Annotated in this window: 18 protein-coding genes; 8 read left to right on the forward strand and 10 right to left on the reverse strand. The window is 67.0% G+C overall.

Features of this window, described 5'->3' with window-relative positions:
* Positions 1-63: 63 nt before the first annotated feature.
* Positions 64-1,944 (forward strand): DNA helicase RecQ, encoded by a 1,881-nt coding sequence (gene recQ, locus JKF87_RS09370; protein WP_201099620.1) that lies wholly within the window; start codon positions 64-66, stop codon positions 1,942-1,944.
* A gap of 80 nt (positions 1,945-2,024) precedes the next feature.
* Positions 2,025-3,545 (forward strand): S41 family peptidase, encoded by a 1,521-nt coding sequence (locus JKF87_RS09375; protein ID WP_201099621.1) that lies wholly within the window; start codon positions 2,025-2,027, stop codon positions 3,543-3,545.
* Between the two features lies 1 nt (position 3,546).
* Here the strand turns inward: JKF87_RS09375 and JKF87_RS09380 are convergent, their stop codons facing one another.
* The 7 genes from JKF87_RS09380 to JKF87_RS09410 form a co-directional block, all read right to left on the reverse strand.
* The gene (locus tag JKF87_RS09380) at positions 3,547-4,461 is read right to left on the reverse strand and encodes an alpha/beta fold hydrolase (RefSeq protein WP_201099622.1); all 915 of its coding nucleotides are present in this window, start codon (positions 4,459-4,461) and stop codon (positions 3,547-3,549) included.
* Positions 4,462-4,502: 41 nt separating this feature from the next.
* The gene (locus JKF87_RS09385) at positions 4,503-5,291 is read right to left on the reverse strand and encodes an enoyl-CoA hydratase-related protein (protein ID WP_201099623.1); all 789 of its coding nucleotides are present in this window, start codon (positions 5,289-5,291) and stop codon (positions 4,503-4,505) included.
* Between the two features lie 26 nt (positions 5,292-5,317).
* Positions 5,318-5,800, reverse strand: coding sequence for a hypothetical protein (locus JKF87_RS09390; protein WP_201099624.1), 483 nt, complete (start codon positions 5,798-5,800; stop codon positions 5,318-5,320).
* Between the two features lie 16 nt (positions 5,801-5,816).
* Positions 5,817-8,732: a DNA polymerase I gene (gene polA / locus JKF87_RS09395; protein ID WP_201099625.1), complete on the reverse strand. Its 2,916-nt coding sequence runs from the start codon at positions 8,730-8,732 to the stop codon at positions 5,817-5,819.
* A gap of 38 nt (positions 8,733-8,770) precedes the next feature.
* Positions 8,771-9,382: a DUF6655 family protein gene (locus JKF87_RS09400; RefSeq protein ID WP_201099626.1), complete on the reverse strand. Its 612-nt coding sequence runs from the start codon at positions 9,380-9,382 to the stop codon at positions 8,771-8,773.
* Between the two features lie 2 nt (positions 9,383-9,384).
* On the reverse strand, positions 9,385-9,825 hold the full coding sequence (locus tag JKF87_RS09405; protein WP_201099627.1) for a VOC family protein: 441 nt from the start codon (positions 9,823-9,825) through the stop codon (positions 9,385-9,387).
* A 102-nt stretch (positions 9,826-9,927) separates the two neighbouring features.
* A complete protein-coding gene (locus JKF87_RS09410; RefSeq protein ID WP_201099628.1) occupies positions 9,928-10,167 on the reverse strand; it encodes a zinc-finger domain-containing protein in 240 nt (79 codons plus the stop codon).
* Between the two features lie 205 nt (positions 10,168-10,372).
* Between JKF87_RS09410 and JKF87_RS09415 the strand changes: the two genes are divergently transcribed.
* A complete protein-coding gene (locus JKF87_RS09415) occupies positions 10,373-11,347 on the forward strand; it encodes an ABC transporter ATP-binding protein (protein WP_201099768.1) in 975 nt (324 codons plus the stop codon).
* Between the two features lie 158 nt (positions 11,348-11,505).
* Here JKF87_RS09415 and JKF87_RS09420 read toward each other — a convergent pair whose 3' ends face one another.
* From JKF87_RS09420 to JKF87_RS09430, 3 genes are read right to left on the reverse strand one after another with little or no spacing between them, the layout of a single operon-like run.
* Positions 11,506-12,408, reverse strand: a complete 903-nt coding sequence (locus JKF87_RS09420) for an alpha/beta fold hydrolase (protein ID WP_201099629.1) — start codon at positions 12,406-12,408, stop codon at positions 11,506-11,508.
* Positions 12,409-12,446: 38 nt separating this feature from the next.
* Complete coding sequence (locus tag JKF87_RS09425; RefSeq protein ID WP_201099630.1) at positions 12,447-12,956, reverse strand: D-glycero-alpha-D-manno-heptose-1,7-bisphosphate 7-phosphatase; 510 nt, start codon at positions 12,954-12,956, stop codon at positions 12,447-12,449.
* Complete coding sequence (locus JKF87_RS09430) at positions 12,953-14,041, reverse strand: AGE family epimerase/isomerase (protein WP_201099631.1); 1,089 nt, start codon at positions 14,039-14,041, stop codon at positions 12,953-12,955. Before JKF87_RS09430 ends, JKF87_RS09425 begins: the two co-directional genes overlap by 4 nt.
* 176 nt (positions 14,042-14,217) lie before the next feature.
* On the opposite strand from JKF87_RS09430, the gene JKF87_RS09435 reads away from it, so the two are divergent.
* The 5 genes from JKF87_RS09435 to JKF87_RS09455 are packed head-to-tail and all read left to right on the forward strand — an operon-like array spanning position 14,218 to position 18,154.
* Positions 14,218-15,375 carry a DegT/DnrJ/EryC1/StrS family aminotransferase gene (locus JKF87_RS09435; RefSeq protein WP_201099632.1) on the forward strand — a complete coding sequence of 386 codons (1,158 nt, stop codon included), beginning with the start codon at positions 14,218-14,220 and terminating at the stop codon, positions 15,373-15,375.
* 4 nt (positions 15,376-15,379) lie between these two features.
* Complete coding sequence (locus tag JKF87_RS09440; protein WP_201099633.1) at positions 15,380-16,312, forward strand: Gfo/Idh/MocA family protein; 933 nt, start codon at positions 15,380-15,382, stop codon at positions 16,310-16,312.
* 53 nt (positions 16,313-16,365) lie between these two features.
* Positions 16,366-16,887 (forward strand): hypothetical protein, encoded by a 522-nt coding sequence (locus tag JKF87_RS09445; RefSeq protein WP_201099634.1) that lies wholly within the window; start codon positions 16,366-16,368, stop codon positions 16,885-16,887.
* A gap of 38 nt (positions 16,888-16,925) precedes the next feature.
* The gene (locus tag JKF87_RS09450) at positions 16,926-17,480 is read left to right on the forward strand and encodes a hypothetical protein (RefSeq protein ID WP_201099635.1); all 555 of its coding nucleotides are present in this window, start codon (positions 16,926-16,928) and stop codon (positions 17,478-17,480) included.
* Positions 17,477-18,154, forward strand: a complete 678-nt coding sequence (locus tag JKF87_RS09455) for a DUF2459 domain-containing protein (RefSeq protein ID WP_201099636.1) — start codon at positions 17,477-17,479, stop codon at positions 18,152-18,154. Before JKF87_RS09450 ends, JKF87_RS09455 begins: the two co-directional genes overlap by 4 nt.
* Positions 18,155-18,194: the final 40 nt, after the last annotated feature.

An 18,194-nucleotide genomic window follows, 5' to 3' on the forward strand; every position in this document is an offset into this window, starting at 1 on the left:
CGCCCGGCTGTGCAAACGGTCGGGCGTATGTCGCTGCTGGAACAAACAGAGCACGCCTGAAGGATGACCGCCACGCAGACCCTGCCCACCTATGCCGAGAGCCAGACGCTGGAAGACGCGCGCGCCCTGCTGGCCCGCGTCTGGGGCCACGGCGACTTCCGGGGGCTGCAGGGTCAGGTGGTGACGGAAATTCTGGCCGGGCGAGATGTGCTGGCGGTCCTGCCGACCGGCGGCGGCAAGAGCGTCTGCTATCAGATCCCCGCCATTCTGCGCCCCGGCCTGGGTCTGGTGGTGTCGCCGCTGATCGCCCTGATGACCGATCAGGTCGAGGCGCTGAAACAGCAGGGCGTCGCCGCCGCCCGTCTGGATTCCGGCGTGTCGCTGGATGAGCGTTCGGCCATCTGGCGCGCGGCCCGCTCGGGCGAACTGGACCTTCTGTATGTCTCGCCCGAAGGTCTGGCGGCGGGCGCCATGCTGGACCGGCTGTCGGAACTGCCCCTCAGCCTGATCGCCATCGACGAAGCTCACTGCGTCAGCCAATGGGGCCACGACTTCCGCCCGGATTACCGCAATCTGGGCCTGCTGGCCGAGCGGTTCCCCGACGTGCCGCGCATCGCCGTCACCGCCACCGCCGACGCCCGCACCCGCGACGACATCCTGCGCTCGCTGCGGCTGGAGGAGGCCCGGGTCTTCGTCGACAGTTTCGCCCGCCCGAACCTGCAACTGTCGGCCGAGCGCAAGGAGAATGCGTCGCGCGCCAAGACCGACGCCCGCGTCATCGAACTGGTCCGCGAACGGCGCGGCAAGTCGGGCGTGGTCTATTGCGGCAGCCGCGACGGCTGCGACCGCGTCGCCCAGGCGCTGCGCGACGCCGGAACCAACGCCATCGCCTATCACGCCGGCATGGACACGCGCGAACGCGACAAGCGTCTGGAGCGGTTCCTGGCCGAGGACGGCGCGGTCATGGTCGCCACCATCGCCTTCGGCATGGGCGTGGATAAGGCCGACGTCCGCTTCGTCATCCACGCCGATCCGCCCGGTTCTCTGGAAGCCTACTGGCAGGAGATCGGACGCGCGGGCCGTGACGGCGAACCGGCCGAGGGCATCACCCTGTATGGCCCGTCCGACATCGCCTGGTCGCTGCGACGCCTCGACAGCCGCCCGATGGCCGAAGAGATCAAACAGGTCCAGGTCCGAAAGACGCGCCAGCTGTTCGCCATGCTGGACGGCGGCGTCTGCCGCCCGCAGGCCGTGCGCCGCTATTTCGGAGAACAGGACGCAGCGCCGTGCGGCGTCTGCGACATCTGCGGCGACCCGCCCCAGCTTTATGACGCCACGGTCCCGGCCCAGAAGGCGTTGGCGGCGGTGCAGCGGCTGGGCGGACGGTTCGGGCGCAACCGCGTCGTCGATCACCTGACGGGCCGCACCAAGGACGTGCAGCCGTGGGAGCAACAGCTGTCCACCTGGGGCATCGGGCGTGAGATCTCGCTGACCTCATGGCGCGAGATTGTCGACCATCTGCTGTTCGACGGCCTGCTGGTCGAGGATCCCAACGACGGCAAGCCGCTGGTGGGTCTGGGCGACGCCGAGGCCGTGCGCGCCGTCTATAAGTCGGAACGCCAGGTCGAGGTCCGCCGCGCGCCCCTTCGCGCCGAGATCGCCCCGCGTCGCCGCGACCGCACGGGCGAAGGCCGCAACGCCGCGCTGGAGACGATGGACGCCGACGTCCGCGCCCGGTTCGAGGCCCTGCGCGCCTGGCGCCGCGACCGCGCAGCTGAACAGCACGTCCCGCCCTATGTCATCTTCCAGGACAAGACCCTGTTGGAGATCGCCCACGCCGAGCCCGGCGACATGGCCAGCCTGGGCGCCCTGCCCGGCGTCGGCCAGTCGAAACTGGATCGCTACGGCAAGGGCGTGCTGGAGACGCTGGCCGCCCTCGGATGACGGGCATCCATGACCAAAGCTTAACTGGCGAGGCTCAGTTGCGCTGCTAGTTTGATTTGAGACGAGTGAGGGGACTAAACGTGAAACAATTTCTGGCGGCGGGCGCAGCCTGCTTGGCGATGACAAGCGCGGTTCAGGCTCAGAACCAAAGCCAGCCCGAGGCCGCCACAGTTGAAACACCCAAGCCGATGGACCAGCCCCGCGACTGGTCGGCGACCCTGGTCCAGGACGCAACGGGCCTTCACGACATCATGGTGGACAGCCATCCAGGGACGCATGACCCGCTGAACCCCGCCTTCCGCCCTCGGCTCGACCGGGGGCTGGAGCTCGCCCTCGAACGCGCCAAGACGACGACTGACGCAGGCGGCTGGTGGTGGGCGCTGCGCGCCTATGTCGCCAGTTTTGAAGACGGTCACGTCGGCATCAATGTGACGCAGCCGGGCTACGGCTTCGCCACCCGCTGGCCCGGCTTTCTAACGATCTATCGCGACGCCGATCAGGTGGTCGCCGACCGGGACGAGGCCGATTCCGCGACCCCGCCGCTGGGCGCCCGGCTGATCGACTGCGACGGCGTGGCTGCAGAAGCCCTGGCTGAACAACGCATCGGTCAGTTCCGCGGCCGCTGGTTCCTGGAAGCGCAGCACGTCCTTTTCGGCGACTGGATGTTCCTCAACGCCCAAAACCCGTGGATCAGCGAAATGCGCCATTGCCGGTTCGAGACCGACGGGGCGACCAAGACCTACAGCCTGAACTGGCGCGCCACGCCAGATGATCTGGGGGCGCGCCGCACCCGATTGATTCAGAGCAGAGCACTCGACTTCGGCATCACCACCCTGGACGACGGCGGTTTGTGGATTTCGACGCCCTCCTTCAACGGCGATCCTTCGGGCGAAACCTACGCCAAGCTGACCGCCCTGATCGAAGAAATGCAGGTCCGGCAGGCGTCCTTGCGCGCGGCCCCTTATGTGGTGCTTGACGTGCGCGGCAACGGCGGCGGCTCCTCGCACTGGAGCGAACTGATGGCGCAGATTCTGTGGGGGGACGACTGGATGGCCGCCCACTCGGAACCGGCGATTGAGGCTGTCGAGTGGCGCGCCTCGGACGGCAATCTGGCCCAGATATCAGACTTTCTCGACCAGCTGCGCGCCGCAAACGGCCAGCCGCAGATGATCGCCTGGGCCGAAAGAGTGGTGACAGGCATGAAGGCGGCGCAAGCGGAAGGCCAAGTCTATTGGCGCGATGCAAACGATGACACCGGCGCCCCGGTCACGCCCCCCGCACCCGCGCCCCAATTGATGGCAGGTCCGGCCTATGTCCTGACCGATTCAAGCTGCGGCTCGGCCTGTCTGGACGCTGTCGACCTATGGAAGGCCGCTGGCGCTGTTCAGGTTGGACGCGAGACCACCGCCGACACCGTCTATATGGACATCCGCAATCCGGTTCTGCCCAGCGGTCTGGCGCAGATCGCCCTGCCGATGAAAGTCTATCGCGGCCGGGCGCGCGGCAACAATGAACCACAGCGGCCCGATCGCCTGTTTGAAGGCGACATGACCGATGACGCAGCTTTGCGCGCCTGGATTGCGGGCTTGGCCGCCCGCTAGATCAGCTCAAAAACCGCTCGACCGCTTCCTGGAACCGGGCGGGTTGGTCGATCATCACCTGATGGTCGGCGCCTTCGATCCGCTCGAAACGGGCGGGTCGGGGCAGGTTGCTGAAGCCGTAGCGGTACAGACCTTCCAGGCGGTTGCGGGGGCTGTTGGTGTCTGGCGTCCAGCCATAGACCACCGTCATCGGCGCCGTGACCTGACGCAGGCGAAGGCGCAGATCGACGGTCAGGGCTTCGTATAGGCCCTGGGCCAACACGCGCCGGTCGCCGCCCTGGAGACCCAGACCGCCGAACACCATGTCTCCGGCCAGCCCCAGATCGCCGCCCAGATTGGCCACCTGGGACTTCAGCGCCTGATCGCCGAACAGCATCAGCGCCTGATAGCCCAGGCGCGCCATCGGCTCGATCTGGTCTGACGTGACGCGGGAATCGACCAGGGCCGGGAAGAAGGGCGCGGAATCCACCACCATCACACGCCCGATCCGGTCGCCCATGTCGGCGGCGACGCGGATCGCGATCTGGCCGCCCAGCGAGTGACCGATGACGGCTGGGCGCTCGATCTTCTGTGTACGGATGAAACGTTCGATTTCAGAGGCGGCAGGCCCGGCCAGGCCGCCGCTGTCATTGCCGCCGATGTTGGTCTGACCGAACCCGCGCAGGGTGATCAGATGGACCCGGTAGCGCCCCTGAAGCTGGGCCGCCGTGGAGCGCCAGGCGTCCGCTGTCGAGCCAAGCCCCGGAATGAAAATGATGTCCGGCCCGGCTCCCCGCGTCTCGACGATGATCCGGTTCGACTGGAAAACAGGCGGCGCGGACGGCGTGAACGGAATGCCCGGCACGGTCTGGGCGCAGGCTGCGGCGGGCAGAACCAGGAACAGGGACGCAAACAGGACGGCGAAGAGACGGATCATGACCCGTCCCTAACGCCGGAAGACGGCGATCGGTTGACCGATCAACGCCCTTTGAATTCGGGTTTCCGCTTTTCGACGAAGGCGGCCATGCCTTCCTTCTGGTCCTCAAACGCGAACAGGGAGTGGAACAGGCGGCGCTCGAACTGGACCCCTTGCGTCAGAGTCGTCTCCAGCGCGGCGTTGACCATCTCCTTGTTGGCCATGACGGCCAGCGGACTTTGGGCGGCGATCTTGGCGGCGATCTTGCGGACCTCGTCCAGCAGGGTGTCATGCGGGAAGACGCGCGAGGCCAGGCCGGCACGCTCAGCCTCGGCGGCGTCCATCATCCGGGCGGTCAGGACCATGTCCATGGCCTTGGACTTGCCCACCAGACGGGTCAGGCGCTGCGAGCCGCCGATGCCGGGCGCCACGCCCAGATTGATCTCCGGCTGACCGAACTTGGCCTTGTCGCTGGCGATGATGAAGTCACACAGCATGGCCAGTTCGCACCCCCCGCCCAGGGCGAAGCCGTTGACGGCGGCGATGATCGGCTTCCTGAAACGCGTGATCCGGTCATGGCCCAGCGCGAAGAAATTGCCTGCATACATCTGGGCATAGGTCTGGTCCGCCATCTCCTTGATGTCGGCGCCGGCGGCGAAGGCCTTTTCGCCCGATCCGGTCAGGATCAGACAGCGCACGCTGTCGTCATGTTCGACGCTGTCGAGGAAGTCCGCCAGATCCTTGAACAGGGCCGAATTCAGGGCGTTGAGGGCCTCGGGCCGGTTCAGGGTCACCACCGCATAGCCGTCTTGGTGGCGTTCGATCAGCAGGTTGGAATAGGCGTCGGCCATGGCGATGTTTCCTCTTTGACGGTGATCTAACGCCTCGCCCGCAGCAGGGCGAGGGTCATGGAGAAACGGATCAGCTCGGACACGACGATGCAGGCCATCAGCCCGTTTGCGATCAGAACCAGCAGATTGGCGGGCGTCACGGCCGTCATCAGGCGCGACAGGACCGGCTGACCGATCCAGCCCAGAACGAACAGGACCGCCGCCGTCAAGGTGACCAGGCCGATCAGGGCCATCAACGAGATATGGCTGGCCTGAAGGGTGGCCTTGCGTTCCGCAGCGCCTTCGCGCGTGTCGGGATGAGGCAGAAGCCGCGCGATCAGGGTCAGCACGCCTTCGGTCACGACGATCAGCACCACCCCCAGCAGGAACAGTCCGCCCATCTTGCCCGCAAACCCCGACCGGGCCAGATCACCCAGCCGGATGTGTTCGACCAGCCGCCAGCCATACAGGCCCCAGACCCCGAGGGTGGTGACGATAGCGATCCACAGATGGCGCTGGCGCAGGGTCATTCGGCGGCTCCGGGCGTCAGTGGGCCTGATCCCAGTTGGCGGCGGCGCGGGCCTCGACCACCAGCGGCACGGTCAGGACGACCGCCGGATCAGAGGCTTTCTCCATGATCCGTTTGATGATCACGATGGCGCGCTCGGCCTCAGCTTCCGGGGCCTCGAACACCAGTTCGTCGTGGACCTGCAGCAACATGCGCGTCTGCAGACCGGCGTCGGCCAGGGCGCCCGGCATGCGGATCATGGCGCGGCGGATGATGTCCGCAGCCGCCCCCTGGATGGGGGCGTTGATGGCCGCACGTTCGCCGAACTGACGCTCTGCGCCCGACTTGGAGTGGATGGCCGGAATATGGATGCGGCGACCGAAGACGGTGGAGACGAAACCCGCCTCGCGGACCTCGGCCTTGGTCTTGTCCATATATCCGCGAATGCCGGGGAAGCGTTCGAAATAGGTCTTGATATAGGCCCCGGCCTCGCCCTGATCGATGCCCAGCTGGGCCGCCAGTCCAAAGGCGGAAATGCCATAGACGATGCCGAAGTTGATGGCCTTGGCGCGGCGGCGCGTCTCGGACGGCATGCCCTCGATCGGCACGCCGAACATCTCGGAGGCGGTGGCGGCGTGAATATCCAGCCCGGCCTTGAAGGCGCGTTTCAGCTCAGGGATGTCGCCGATATGGGCCAAGAGACGCAGCTCGATCTGGCTGTAGTCGGCGCTGATCAGCACATGGCCGGGCGCGGCGAGGAAGGCCTGACGGATTTCGCGCCCCGTCTCGGTGCGGATCGGGATATTCTGCAGGTTCGGGTCTGACGAGGCCAGCCGCCCGGTCGAGGCGGCGGCCAGTTGATAGCTGGTGTGAACCCGGTCCGTCGCTGGATCGGCGGCGGCGATCAGGGCGTCGGTGTAGGTGCCCTTCAGCTTTGACAGCTGGCGCCAGTCCAGAATGGCGCGCGGCAGGTCGTGCGTCAGCGCCAGCTCCTCCAGCACGCTGGCGTCGGTGCCCCACTGGCCGGACGCGGTCTTCTTGCCGCCCGGCAGGTTCAGTTCGCCGAACAGGATTTCGCCGATCTGGCGGGGCGATCCGATGTTGAAGGGCCGCCCGGCGATCTCATGGGCCTGAGCCTCCAACTCGGCCATGCGCAGGCCGAACTCGCTGGACAGGCGTTTCAAACGGTCGGGATCGATGCGGACGCCGTTCAGCTCCATGTCCGCCAGCACGGTCGGCATCCCGCGCTCCAGCGTCTCATAGACCGTCGACAGGCCTTCGCGGGCCAGGCGCGGCTTCAGGATGCGCCACAGGCGCAGGGTCACGTCCGCGTCCTCGGCGGCATAGCCGGTCGCCGGTTTCAGCCCGACGTGCTTGAAGGATTTCTGGCTCTTGCCCGCGCCCGCCACCGATTTGAACGGGATCGGTTCGTGGCCCAGGTGCAGCCGCGCCAGTTCGTCCATGCCGTGGCCGTGCAGCCCGCCCTCCAGCACATAGGAGATCAACATGGTGTCGTCATAGGGCGCCACGCGGATGCCCCGACGCGCCATCACGGCGATGTCGTATTTGGCGTTCTGCAGAACCTTCAGGACCGAAGGATCTTCCAGCAGCGTCTTCAGCTTGGCCAGGGTCGTCGGCTTGTCCAGTTGATGGATCGGCTGGCGCGCCTCGCCCGGTTCGCCGAACAGACCGCCTTCATTGGCCTGCGGCTCGTGTTCGTGGGTCAGGGGGATGTAGCAGGCCTCGTTCGGACCCACCGCCAGAGACACGCCGCACAGGCCCGCATGGGTCGCCGACAGGGCGTCCGTCTCGGTGTCGAACCCGACCACCCCTACCTCGACCGCCCGCGCAATCCAGCGGTCCAACGCCTCCTCGGTCTGGACGCATTCATAGGCGTCGTGGTCGAAGCTCTGGACTTCGGTCGGCGCGGCGGCCTCCTGGCCGTAGCGGGGGGTGGCGACCGGCGCGCTCAGGTTCGGCGCGCGCTTGGGGGCGAAGGCCGAGACCTCGCTGGGGCCCGCCTTGCCGTCGCCGACCCGGCGCTGCAGCGAGCGGAACTCCATCATCTCCAGGAAGGCCGACAGGGTCGCGGGATCGGGATCGCGCACGGCGAAATCGTCGATCGCCTCAGGCGCAGGCGCATCGCAGGTCAGGCGGACCAGTTCGCGCGATAGGCGGATCTGGTCGGCGAAATTGATCAGGGTCTCGCGACGTTTCGGCTGTCTGATCTCGCCCGCCCGCGCCAGAAGGGTGTCCAGATCGCCGTATTCATCCAGCAACTGGGCAGCCGTCTTGGGACCGATGCCCGGAGCGCCGGGCACATTGTCGACGCTGTCGCCGATCAGCGCCTGAAGATCGACCATCTTCTCAGGACCGACGCCGAACTTCTCGAACACCTCGGGCTCGGCCAGACGCCGGTCCTTCATCGGGTCCCACATGACCACGCCGCCGCCGATCAGCTGCATCAGGTCCTTGTCGGACGACACGATCACCGCTTCGCCGCCTGCATCGCGCGCCTTGCAGGCATAGGTGGCGATCAGGTCGTCGGCCTCATAGCCGGGCAGTTCGACACAGTGAACGCCGAACGCCGCCGTCGCCTCACGCACCAGCGGGAACTGCGGGATCAGGTCTTCGGGCGGCGGCGGGCGATGGGCTTTGTATTGATCATACAGAGTGTTGCGGAACGTCTTTTCCGAGTGGTCGAAGATGGCGACCAGATGGGTCGGGCCGTCCGCGCCCTTCATGTCTTTCAGCAGCTTCCACAACATGTTGCAGTAGCCCTGGACCGCGCCCACCGGCAGGCCGTCGGACTTGCGCGTCAGCGGCGGCAGGGCGTGATAGGCGCGGAAGATATAGGCCGAGGCGTCGATCATCCACAGCCGCAGCGGGGGCCCGTCCTGGGTCATGGCCCGTGCTTGGGGGATGTCAGTCTCGGGAGCGGCGGCGTCAGTCATGGCCGGAACATAGGCGGCTGGAGCCTCCGCGTCAGCCGCTAGAATTCCTTCCAGCTGGATCCCGGATCACGTTGCCCCGGCACGGCCTGCTGCTGCCCCCACGACACCACCATGAAGGCCTTGTGGCTGCGGATGCGATAGGCGCCGATCATGGGCAGGACTGCGCCCAACGGGGCCCCCGTCTTGGCCTCGTAGAGGAAGCCGGAAAACTCGGCGACGCCGACCCGGTCGCGATAGCTGTAAGCCGACAGCTCCGGCAGGGAGACGACATTCAGGCTCTCATTGATCGGGATGCGCATGTCGGGCAGGCCGAAGACGCGGCGCATCTGCTCCAGCGACAGGGCGCCCGCCCGGATTTCGAACACCGCATCCGCTTCATCCTTGGTGCGCGCCATGCGGAAACCGGCGTCGGACAGGGCGGCGCGAATGGCGCTGACGGCGTAGCGGCTGCCTTCGCCCTGGAAATAGGCGTCATCGACAAAGACGGCGGAGGCTGCGGGCAAAGGAAGCGACAGCCCCTCGACGGCATGGTCGGAGGCGCGGGCCAGCAGCAGCTGCTCGGTGGCCGTGCGGCCGATGTTGCTCTCGGTCGTAGAGGCGCAGGCGGCCAGGGTCACGGCCGCCGCAGTCAGCGTCAGCGCCGTCCGCATTCTCACCAGACGCCTGTGTTCGGCATGGAGGCCCAGGGCTCGGCGGGGGTCAGCGGCTCGCCTTCCTGCAGCAGTTCGATGGAGATGCCGTCCGGCGAACGGACGAAGGCCATATGGCCGTCGCGCGGCGGGCGGTTGATGGTCACCCCGCCGTCGGCCAGACGCTGGCAGGCGGCATAGATGTCGTCGACCTTATAGGCCAGGTGGCCGAAGTTGCGGCCGCCCGGATAGTCTTCCGCATCCCAGTTGAAGGTCAGCTCCAGCTCAGGGCAGCGTTCCGCCGCCGACTGCTCCAGATTCTTGGGCGCGGCCAGGAAGATCAGGCTGAAACGTCCCGCCTCATGCTCGGTGCGGCGCACCTCCTGCAGGCCCAGCAGGTCGCAATAGAAATGCAGCGAGGCGTCGAGGTCCTTCACGCGGACCATGGTGTGCAGATAACGCAAGGGTTCAGTCTCCGTGCCGGGGAGGGCGCAATTCAGCGCCCTCTATAGACAGGACCGGGCGTGATCGCGATTCAACTGAGGTGACGAAGCCCGATAAGGGGCTCAGTGGGCCTCGGGCGCGCGGGCGGCCGGGCTCAGATATTCGCTCTCGTCGTGCGGATGGGCCGACAGGACAAAGCGGCGGTCGCAATAGCCGCACTCGATGAAGTCGTCCTCGCCCATGTCCATATAGACCAGCGGATGGCCCAGTGCGCCGCCGCCGCCGTCGCACGCGACGCGTTTGGTCGAAACCACGACTTCTTCGGGCGGGGGGATGATGGCGTCGGGATGGCGGGGAGGCATGGTCCGGTCCGGGTCTGGAAGGCTCGCGCCGTTCCTAGGCGGAGCAGACGGTCAGGTCAAACCTGGGCTGCCGTCGTTTGACGCATACCTGTTCATTTGGATGTCGCCAGCGGTCGCGCCGAGCACGCCCGATCAGCGGACTTGGCGAACCGTCGCCGGCCCCCTACCTATGCGCTCGCCTTTCTGCGCCGAGTTTGCCCTGACCATGCCCGAGACCTACGCCCTGCCCGACAACGCCATCGAGGTGCGGGGCCTCAAGAAGACCTATGCCGGATCCAAGAAGGCGGCGCCCAAGACGGCGCTACGCGGCGTCGATCTGGTGATCCCGCGCGGATCGGTGTTCGGCCTTCTGGGCCCGAACGGGGCGGGCAAGTCGACCCTGATCAACATTCTGGCCGGGGTGGTGAAGAAGTCCGAAGGCACAGTCGCCATCTGGGGCCGCGACATCGACAAGGAGCCGCGCGACGCCGCCGCAGCCCTGGGTGTGGTGCCGCAGGAAATCGTCGCCGACGTCTTCTTCACCCCGCGCGAGTCGCTTGAGGTCCAGGCAGGCTTTTACGGCGTGCCCAAGAATGAACGCCGCTCCGACGAACTGCTTGCCGCGCTTGGTCTGTCGGACAAGGCCAACGCCTATGTCCGCGCCCTGTCCGGCGGCATGAAGCGCCGCCTGATGGTGGCCAAGGCCCTGGTGCATAATCCGCCCATCCTGATCCTGGACGAGCCGACGGCGGGCGTGGACGTCGAACTGCGCCGTCAGCTGTGGGCCTATGTCCGCCGCATCAACGAGGAAGGGGTCACCATCGTCCTGACCACCCACTACCTCGAAGAGGCGCAGGAGCTGTGCGACACCATCGCCATCGTCAACCGGGGCGAGGTGGTGGCCTGCGAGCCGACGCCGCAACTGCTGCGCCGCCTGGACAGCCGCAATGTGGTCGTGACGCCAGAGACCCCGCAGGATGTGCCGCCCGTCCTGAACGGCTTTGTCGTCACGGCCCGTCCCGGCGGGGCCTTCGCGGTGACCTACAAAAAAGGCCAATCGTCGGTCGAACAGGTCATCAACGCCGTGCGTGCGGCAGGCGTGACCATCGCCGACATCACCACCGAAGACCCGGACCTGGAAGACGTCTTCCTGGCCCTGACCTATGGCGACAAGTCCCGCGTCGATCCAACGAAGGACTGAGCGGCCAAACGCGATCCTCGCTCCTTATCCACCGTCACCCTCGGGCTTGACCCGAGGGCCGGGCGCGGATCGAGCTGTGCGTCTCCGTTGAGGCACAGCGGCGGACGGCTCGATCCTCGTGGCAAGCCCGAGGATGACGGGCAAGGCGCAAGTCCCTGTCACTGCACCTCTGACAGAAACTCGAAGATCGCCGCCCGCGCCTCCGGCTCGTCCAGCATCGGCGCATGGCCAACGCCGGGAACCTCCACATAGGCCATCGACGGCGCGGCCTTCTTCATCTTGTCGGCGATCTCGGCGCTGAGCAGGTCAGAGTTCCCGCCTCGCACCAGCAGGGTCGGTTTCTTCCGGGCCAGACGGCGGAAGTCGGGCCACAGGTTCGGAACCAGCGCCTTGGCGCCCGCCGCCCGGATCGGCACGGCGATGTCAGGATCATAGTCCAGGCCGATCTCGCCATCCGGCTGCTGACGGAAAATGCGGCGCGCGAACCCGTCCCAGTCAGCGTCGGAATAATGCGGGAAGGCCACGCCGTTGATCCGCTTGGCGTAGGCGGCGGCGTCCGCCCAGGTTTCGATCTCGACCGGCTGACCGCTATAGCTGGCGATCCGCGCCAAACCCTCCGTCGCCACTTCCGGGCCGATGTCGTTCAGAATGGCGGCGACCACAGCCTTCGGCCGGATCGCCGTCAGGGCCATGGTGATCAGTCCGCCCATGGATGTGCCGAGGAAGACCGCCCGATCAATCGCCGCCTGATCCATCAGGGTCAGAACATCCCGGGCATAGACTTCGGGCGTATAGGTCATGGGGTCCGGCGCCCGGTCCGACAGGCCGCGCCCGCGCACATCGACCGCCAACACACGCCGGCCGCTCTGGGCCAACAGGGGGGCGATGGCTTCGAAATCGGCGCTGTTGCGAGTCAGGCCGTGGATGGCGATGACCGGGGGCCGCGCCACGCCGGGACCGGGCGCATAGTCGCGCGCGAACAGGCTCAGGCCGTCCGGCGACGTCCAGCGACGTTCAACAAAAGCCACGGGGAACTCCTTCAGCAATACGCACCCGCCCATATATTCACGGTGTCAGGAATTGCGAAAGGCGGCGAGGTTCAGCCTGCGGTCAGGCTCATCACGAAGGCGTCGAGATTGTCGCCCTTGAACAGATGGCCCGCGACGCCGGCCCGCCGCGCCGCCTCTACGTCCGTCGGCTGGTCTCCGATCATCAGGGACTTGGACGGGTCGATCCCATGTTCTTCAATCGCGCGCAGCAGCATGCCCGGATTGGGCTTGCGGTCGGGATGATCCGGGTGACGATAGCGTTCGATCACGGCATCGGCGTGATAGGGCGCAGCATAGACGGCGTCGATCACTCCGCCGTCCTGGGCCAGTCGCTCGATCAACAGGGCGTTGAAATCGTGCATCTGCTCTTCGGTGAACAGACCACGCGCCACGCCTGACTGGTTGGTGACGATGACAGTCAGATACCCCAGCGATTTCAACCGACGCACCGCCTCGGCCGCGCCGGGGATCAGGACCAGATGCTCGGGCCTGTGCGGATAGCCGCAGTCTTCGATCAGCACCCCGTCACGGTCGAGGAAGGCCGCAGGCACGCCGCTCATGGCTTATGTCTCAGCAATTCGGAAAAGGCGGTCATCAGGTGATAGAGGCTTGAGGCAGGCGCCGCCGCCTCATGCGACTGTCCCTCTGCGTCATAGCTGTCGACCCACAGGCCCGGCAAATCAGTAGCCAGATGGGTCGCAAACAATCCGTCGACCAGATCGCCGACATTGGCGTCGCCAAACGCCAGGGCCGTGCGGACCGCCTCGGTCTGGGCCCACAGGCGACGCCCGCCGTCCAGAGGCGCGCCTGACGGATCGATCTCGCGGATCATGCCCAGCGGCGTCTGGCCCTGCGCGATCGCCCGGCGATGAAGACCTTCGGCGGCGGCTCCCGCATCCAGTCCCGCCCCGTGCGCCTGACGCAGCAGCCAGGACCATTCCTCGAGGTGGCCCGGTTCTATGACATGGCCCGTCTGCGGGTCAGCCGCCCAGTCCTCAGTGAAATATTCGCGGATCGCGCCGTCGATGATGAATTGGTCGCGGCACAGATCCAGCGAGACGCGCGCCGCCGCCTCGAACGCGGGATCGGGTGCAATCGCCTGCCAGGCCAGCATGGCCTCAAGCATATGCATGTGCGGGTTCTGGCGTCGCGGTAGGCGCGGCGGCAGGGCGTCATGCCAGCCACCGTGCGGCGCACTCATCAGTTTCTGGATCGCCGCCAGTGTCTCCAGCGCCAGAGGCCGGGCGCGCGGATCGCCCAGCACCCGATGCCCCGCCGCCAGGGCGAACAGGACGAAGGCCAGGTCATAGAGGTCCGGCGCATCGTCAATCACGGCGCCGTCGTCATCCGTCGCGCTGATCCACAGGCCGTCGTCACGCCGACACAGGTCGATCATTCGGTCCAGCCCCGTCTGGGCCACGGCGCGCCCGGCCTGCCAGCCCAGGGCGGCGGCTTCGCAAAAGACATAGACCTGGCGCGCCTGAACGCGCGTGCGGCGGCGACGGCCCGTCACGGGGCGGCCTTCGAAATCCAACTGCTCGAAAAACCGCCCGTCGGCGCTAACCCCGCGATCCGCCCACAGGGGCAATGCGTGCTCAAACAGCCAGTTGGAGACCCTGGATTTGGCGACGGAAAGGCTGGTCATGCCGCTGGCTTAGGGCGCAACCTGTCGGGCGCCAAGGGGGGCGGACGTTGCAAAGGGCAACGCGAAGTGAGGTTCAGCCGTTTGGCGACAGCGGCCGATCTTGCTAGGAGGGCGGCCACATTCGCGGCCCGAGCCTTCGGACCGCCGCCCCCGACCCTCGTGGAGAGCGACCCTCAATGATCCCCTTCATCGACCTTCAGGCCCAACGCCTTCGCCTCGGCGGCAAGATCGAAGCCGCCGTTCAGGACGCCGTCGTCGGCGGCGCCTGGGTCATGGGACCGCAGGTCCGTCAGTTCGAGGCTGATCTGGCCGCCTTCGGGCAGGCCAAGCACGCCCTGGGCTGCGCCAACGGCACCGACGCCCTGGCCCTGCCGCTGATGGCCTGGGGCGTGGGACGCGGCGACGCCGTGTTCGTGCCCAGCTTCACCTTCGCCGCCACCGCCGAAGTCGTGCCCTGGTTCGACGCCGAACCGGTCTTCATCGACGTGGACGCCGACACCTACAATATGGACCCCGGTCATCTGGAAGCCGCCATCGAGGCGACGCTGAAGGAAGGCCGCCTGACCCCGCGCGTGGTCATCGCCGTGGACCTGTTCGGCCAGCCTGCCGACTATGCGGCCATCAAGGCTGTCTGCGACAAGCACGGGCTGAAGCTGATCTCGGATTCAGCGCAAGGGTTCGGCTGCACCATCAATGGCGAGCACCCGCTGAAATGGGCCGACGTCACCACCACCAGCTTCTTCCCGGCCAAGCCGCTGGGCTGCTACGGCGATGGCGGGGCGGTGCTGACCAATGACGACGAACTGGCCCAGTTGATGGATTCCATCCGCGTCCACGGCAAGGCCGTCGCCGTGGACCTGAAGGACCGCACCTTCGACCACGACCCCAAATATCTGAACATGCGGATCGGCCTGAACAGCCGCCTGGACACCATCCAGGCCGCTGTCCTGATCGAGAAGCTGAAGGTCTTCGGCCAGGAGATCGAATGGCGCAACGCCGCCGCCGCCCGTTACAATGAAGGCCTGCGCGCCCATGTCGCCAAGGTTCCGGACGCGCCTGCGGGCAATGTCTCGAACTGGGCGCAATATACGATCGAACACCCGAACCGCGACGGCCTGGCCGCGCACCTGAAGGAACAGGGCGTGCCGACAGCGGTCTATTATCCGATCCCGCTGCACCTTCAGCCCGCCTATGAGCACTATCCGCGCGGGCCGCAGGGTTTGCCGGTGACCGAGCGGCTGAAAGACGTGGTCATCAGCCTGCCGATGCACGCCGATCTGGACGCCGCCACGCAGGACAAGATCATCGCCGCCGTCGCCAGCTTCAAGGGTTAAGCCAATGCCGAACACCGCTCCTCTCAAGATCGGCGTCGCTGGCGCAGGCGTCATGGGCCGCAACCATGCACGGGTCGCCGCCGAGATGCGTGAGTTCGACCTGACGACCATCTTCGACCCGGACGCCGTGACGGCCGAGGGGGTCGCCGCCGCCTATGGGGCATCGCCGGTCACGACGGCCCAGGCCTTTGTCGATGCCGGTCTGGACGCCGCCGTGGTCGCCACGCCCAACCGCTTCCATGCCGAAGTCGGGGTGGCCCTGCTGGAAAAGGGCGTCCACGTCCTAGTCGAAAAGCCCATCGCCGCCACCGTCGCCGACGCCCAGCGCATGATCGACGCCGGTAAGGCCAATAACCGCGTCCTGATGGTCGGTCAGGTCGAGCGGTTCAATCCGGCGGTCGAGACGGTCAAGCGCGCCGTCGCGGACGACGAGATCATCTCCATCCAGATCACCCGCGTCGGCCCCTTCCCGCCGCGCATGGGCGAGGTCGGGGTGGTCATTGATCTGGCCGTGCATGACATCGACATCATCCGCCACCTGACGGGCGCCGAGATCACTGAGGTCCAGCCGCAACTGGCCCGCACCCGCGCCGACCGCGAGGACACGGCCCTGCTGCAGTTCCGCCTGGACAATGGGGTGATCGCCCACATCACCACCAACTGGGTCACGCCCTACAAGACCCGCACGCTTCAAGTCGCCACCAAGACCAAGTTCATCGTCGCTGATCTGATTACCCGTCAGGTCACCGAGTATTTCGGCCAGCAGCCGGATGGCTCATATTCGACGCGGATGCTGAACTCCTGGCCGGCGGAGCCGCTGAAGAAGGAACTCGAGGCCTTCGCCCACGCCATCACCACCGGCGAGACGGCGGCGGTGACCGGCGAAGACGGCCTGCGCAACCTGGAAGTCGCCCTGCGCTGTCTTGGCGAACTCTAGAAGCCGCTCATAAAGCCGCGTTCTCGCCGCAAAGCCTGCCGACACAGGAAGCCATGCGCCCGTTCATCGCCCCCGTCGCCTCATCCCTCGTCGCCTTTGGCCTCGCCGTGTCGGCGGCTGCGCCTGCGCACGCCGACACCCGGTTTCTGGCCTATAACGCCAATGACCGGATCACCCAGGCCATGACCAAGGGGATCACGCTGGAGGTGCGGCGCGGCCTGTTCGGCGCAGTCAGTGTCGAGCGGCTGTTCTCGACCACGGCGCGCGGATCGGCGGAGTTCACGCGGGGCGGTCCCGACGGGGCGCGGCGCGTCCTGCCTGCGGGCGCCAACGAGAACGACATCTACGCCATCAACCAGACCGTCGGCGACGGGCGCGGCCTGTCGCGCGCCCTGTGCCCAGGCGCCGACGCCGCCTGGCTGATCCTGAGCCGGATCCGCCCCGCCCGCCCCCTGACCATGCAGGCCGTGGGCCAATGGGCGGATGGAACCTTCCGACATTGTACGACGCTGAGCTATGAATGGCGGGGCGAATGGGCGACAGCGCCTGGCTCAACCGCCCCGGTTCCCGACTGATTCTCGGGACGTTCATAACTCTGTTCCAGGATGGGAGCATGACGACTACGGCTCCCTCGACCCACGGCCAGCCGCCCCGGTGGGCTGCGTTCGGCATCGGCCTGGGCGCGTTCGCCGCCGTGCTGATCGGCGCCTTCGGCGTCGAACCGGCGCTGCACTCTCTGATGACCGCCGGTCCGACCGGCGCCCCCCACGGCATGGGCGGTCAGGTGGTGGTCGGCGAAACCCTGCTGTCCGGTCATTATGATGCGGCCGAGGGCGGTCGCAGTCTGGAGGCTGAGGGCGGCGCCCTGGTCATGGACAACGGCAAACGCATCGTCTCCGCCCCGCACCGGCTGGTCGCCGCCGATGAACTGGCCACCACTCAATCCACCTTTGCCGGCGTGATGGCTGTCCCGGCCCAGGCCCAGATCGAGGTGCGGCGCGTCGTGTCGGATGAAGGATCGCACCTGTGCGATGGTCAGCCCGTCGGCTGGCTGGCGTTCGCGATCCGCAAGGACGGTTTCGTCATGCTGCCGGTGCTGCAGGGACCGCCGCCCGGCGCCCTGCTGGCCGAAGAACGTCTGTGCGACCTGCAGGACTTCAAACATTGAGGATCGGCCTGGTTCTGGCCGTTCTGCTCGGCCTGATCACAGCCCTGCTGACCTGGACGACGCCGGGGCGCCTTCACCCCGCGGATCAGACGAACGCCGTGACGGTCATGGTGCTCGACAACGGTTTTCACACCGATCTGTCCGTGCCGCGTCAGGCTTTGATGCGGCACGGCGGGCCGCTGGCCCAGGCCGTTGCAAGCCTGGCGCCCGGCGATTGGGTCCTGATCGGCTGGGGCGACGCCAGATTCTATGTGGATCAGAGCCCGATTTCGGCCCGCCTGCCTGACGGCGCCCGCGCCTTCTTCCGACCCGGCAATCCGTCCGTCGTCATGCTGAACCCGCAAGGCGCCGATCCCCGCAGCCGCTACGCCGAGCATGAGCGGGCGGCCCTGACCTTGGCCCCGGCCGACTTCGACCGGATGGCGTCGCGCATCGAGGCCTCTCTGGACCTGTCCAGCGGCGCTCCACGGGTCGCCGCCGCCCGCCCCGGCGACGACGCGCGCTTCTTCGCCAGCCGCGAAACCTTCTCGATCCTGCACCTGTGCAACCACTGGACGGCGGGCGTGCTGAACGCTGGAGGAGTGTCGGTGCGGCCCGTCCGCTCCATCGCCTCCAGCGAAGTCATGCGCGCCGTCAGAGCGGCGAAACTGGACACGGCGGCTCCACGCGCCTAGACCGCCCGCCTTTCGCTTATCCGGTCGGGTCCGAGCCCCG

This window comes from Brevundimonas nasdae, from assembly GCF_016654005.1.
GTDB lineage: Bacteria > Pseudomonadota > Alphaproteobacteria > Caulobacterales > Caulobacteraceae > Brevundimonas > Brevundimonas nasdae.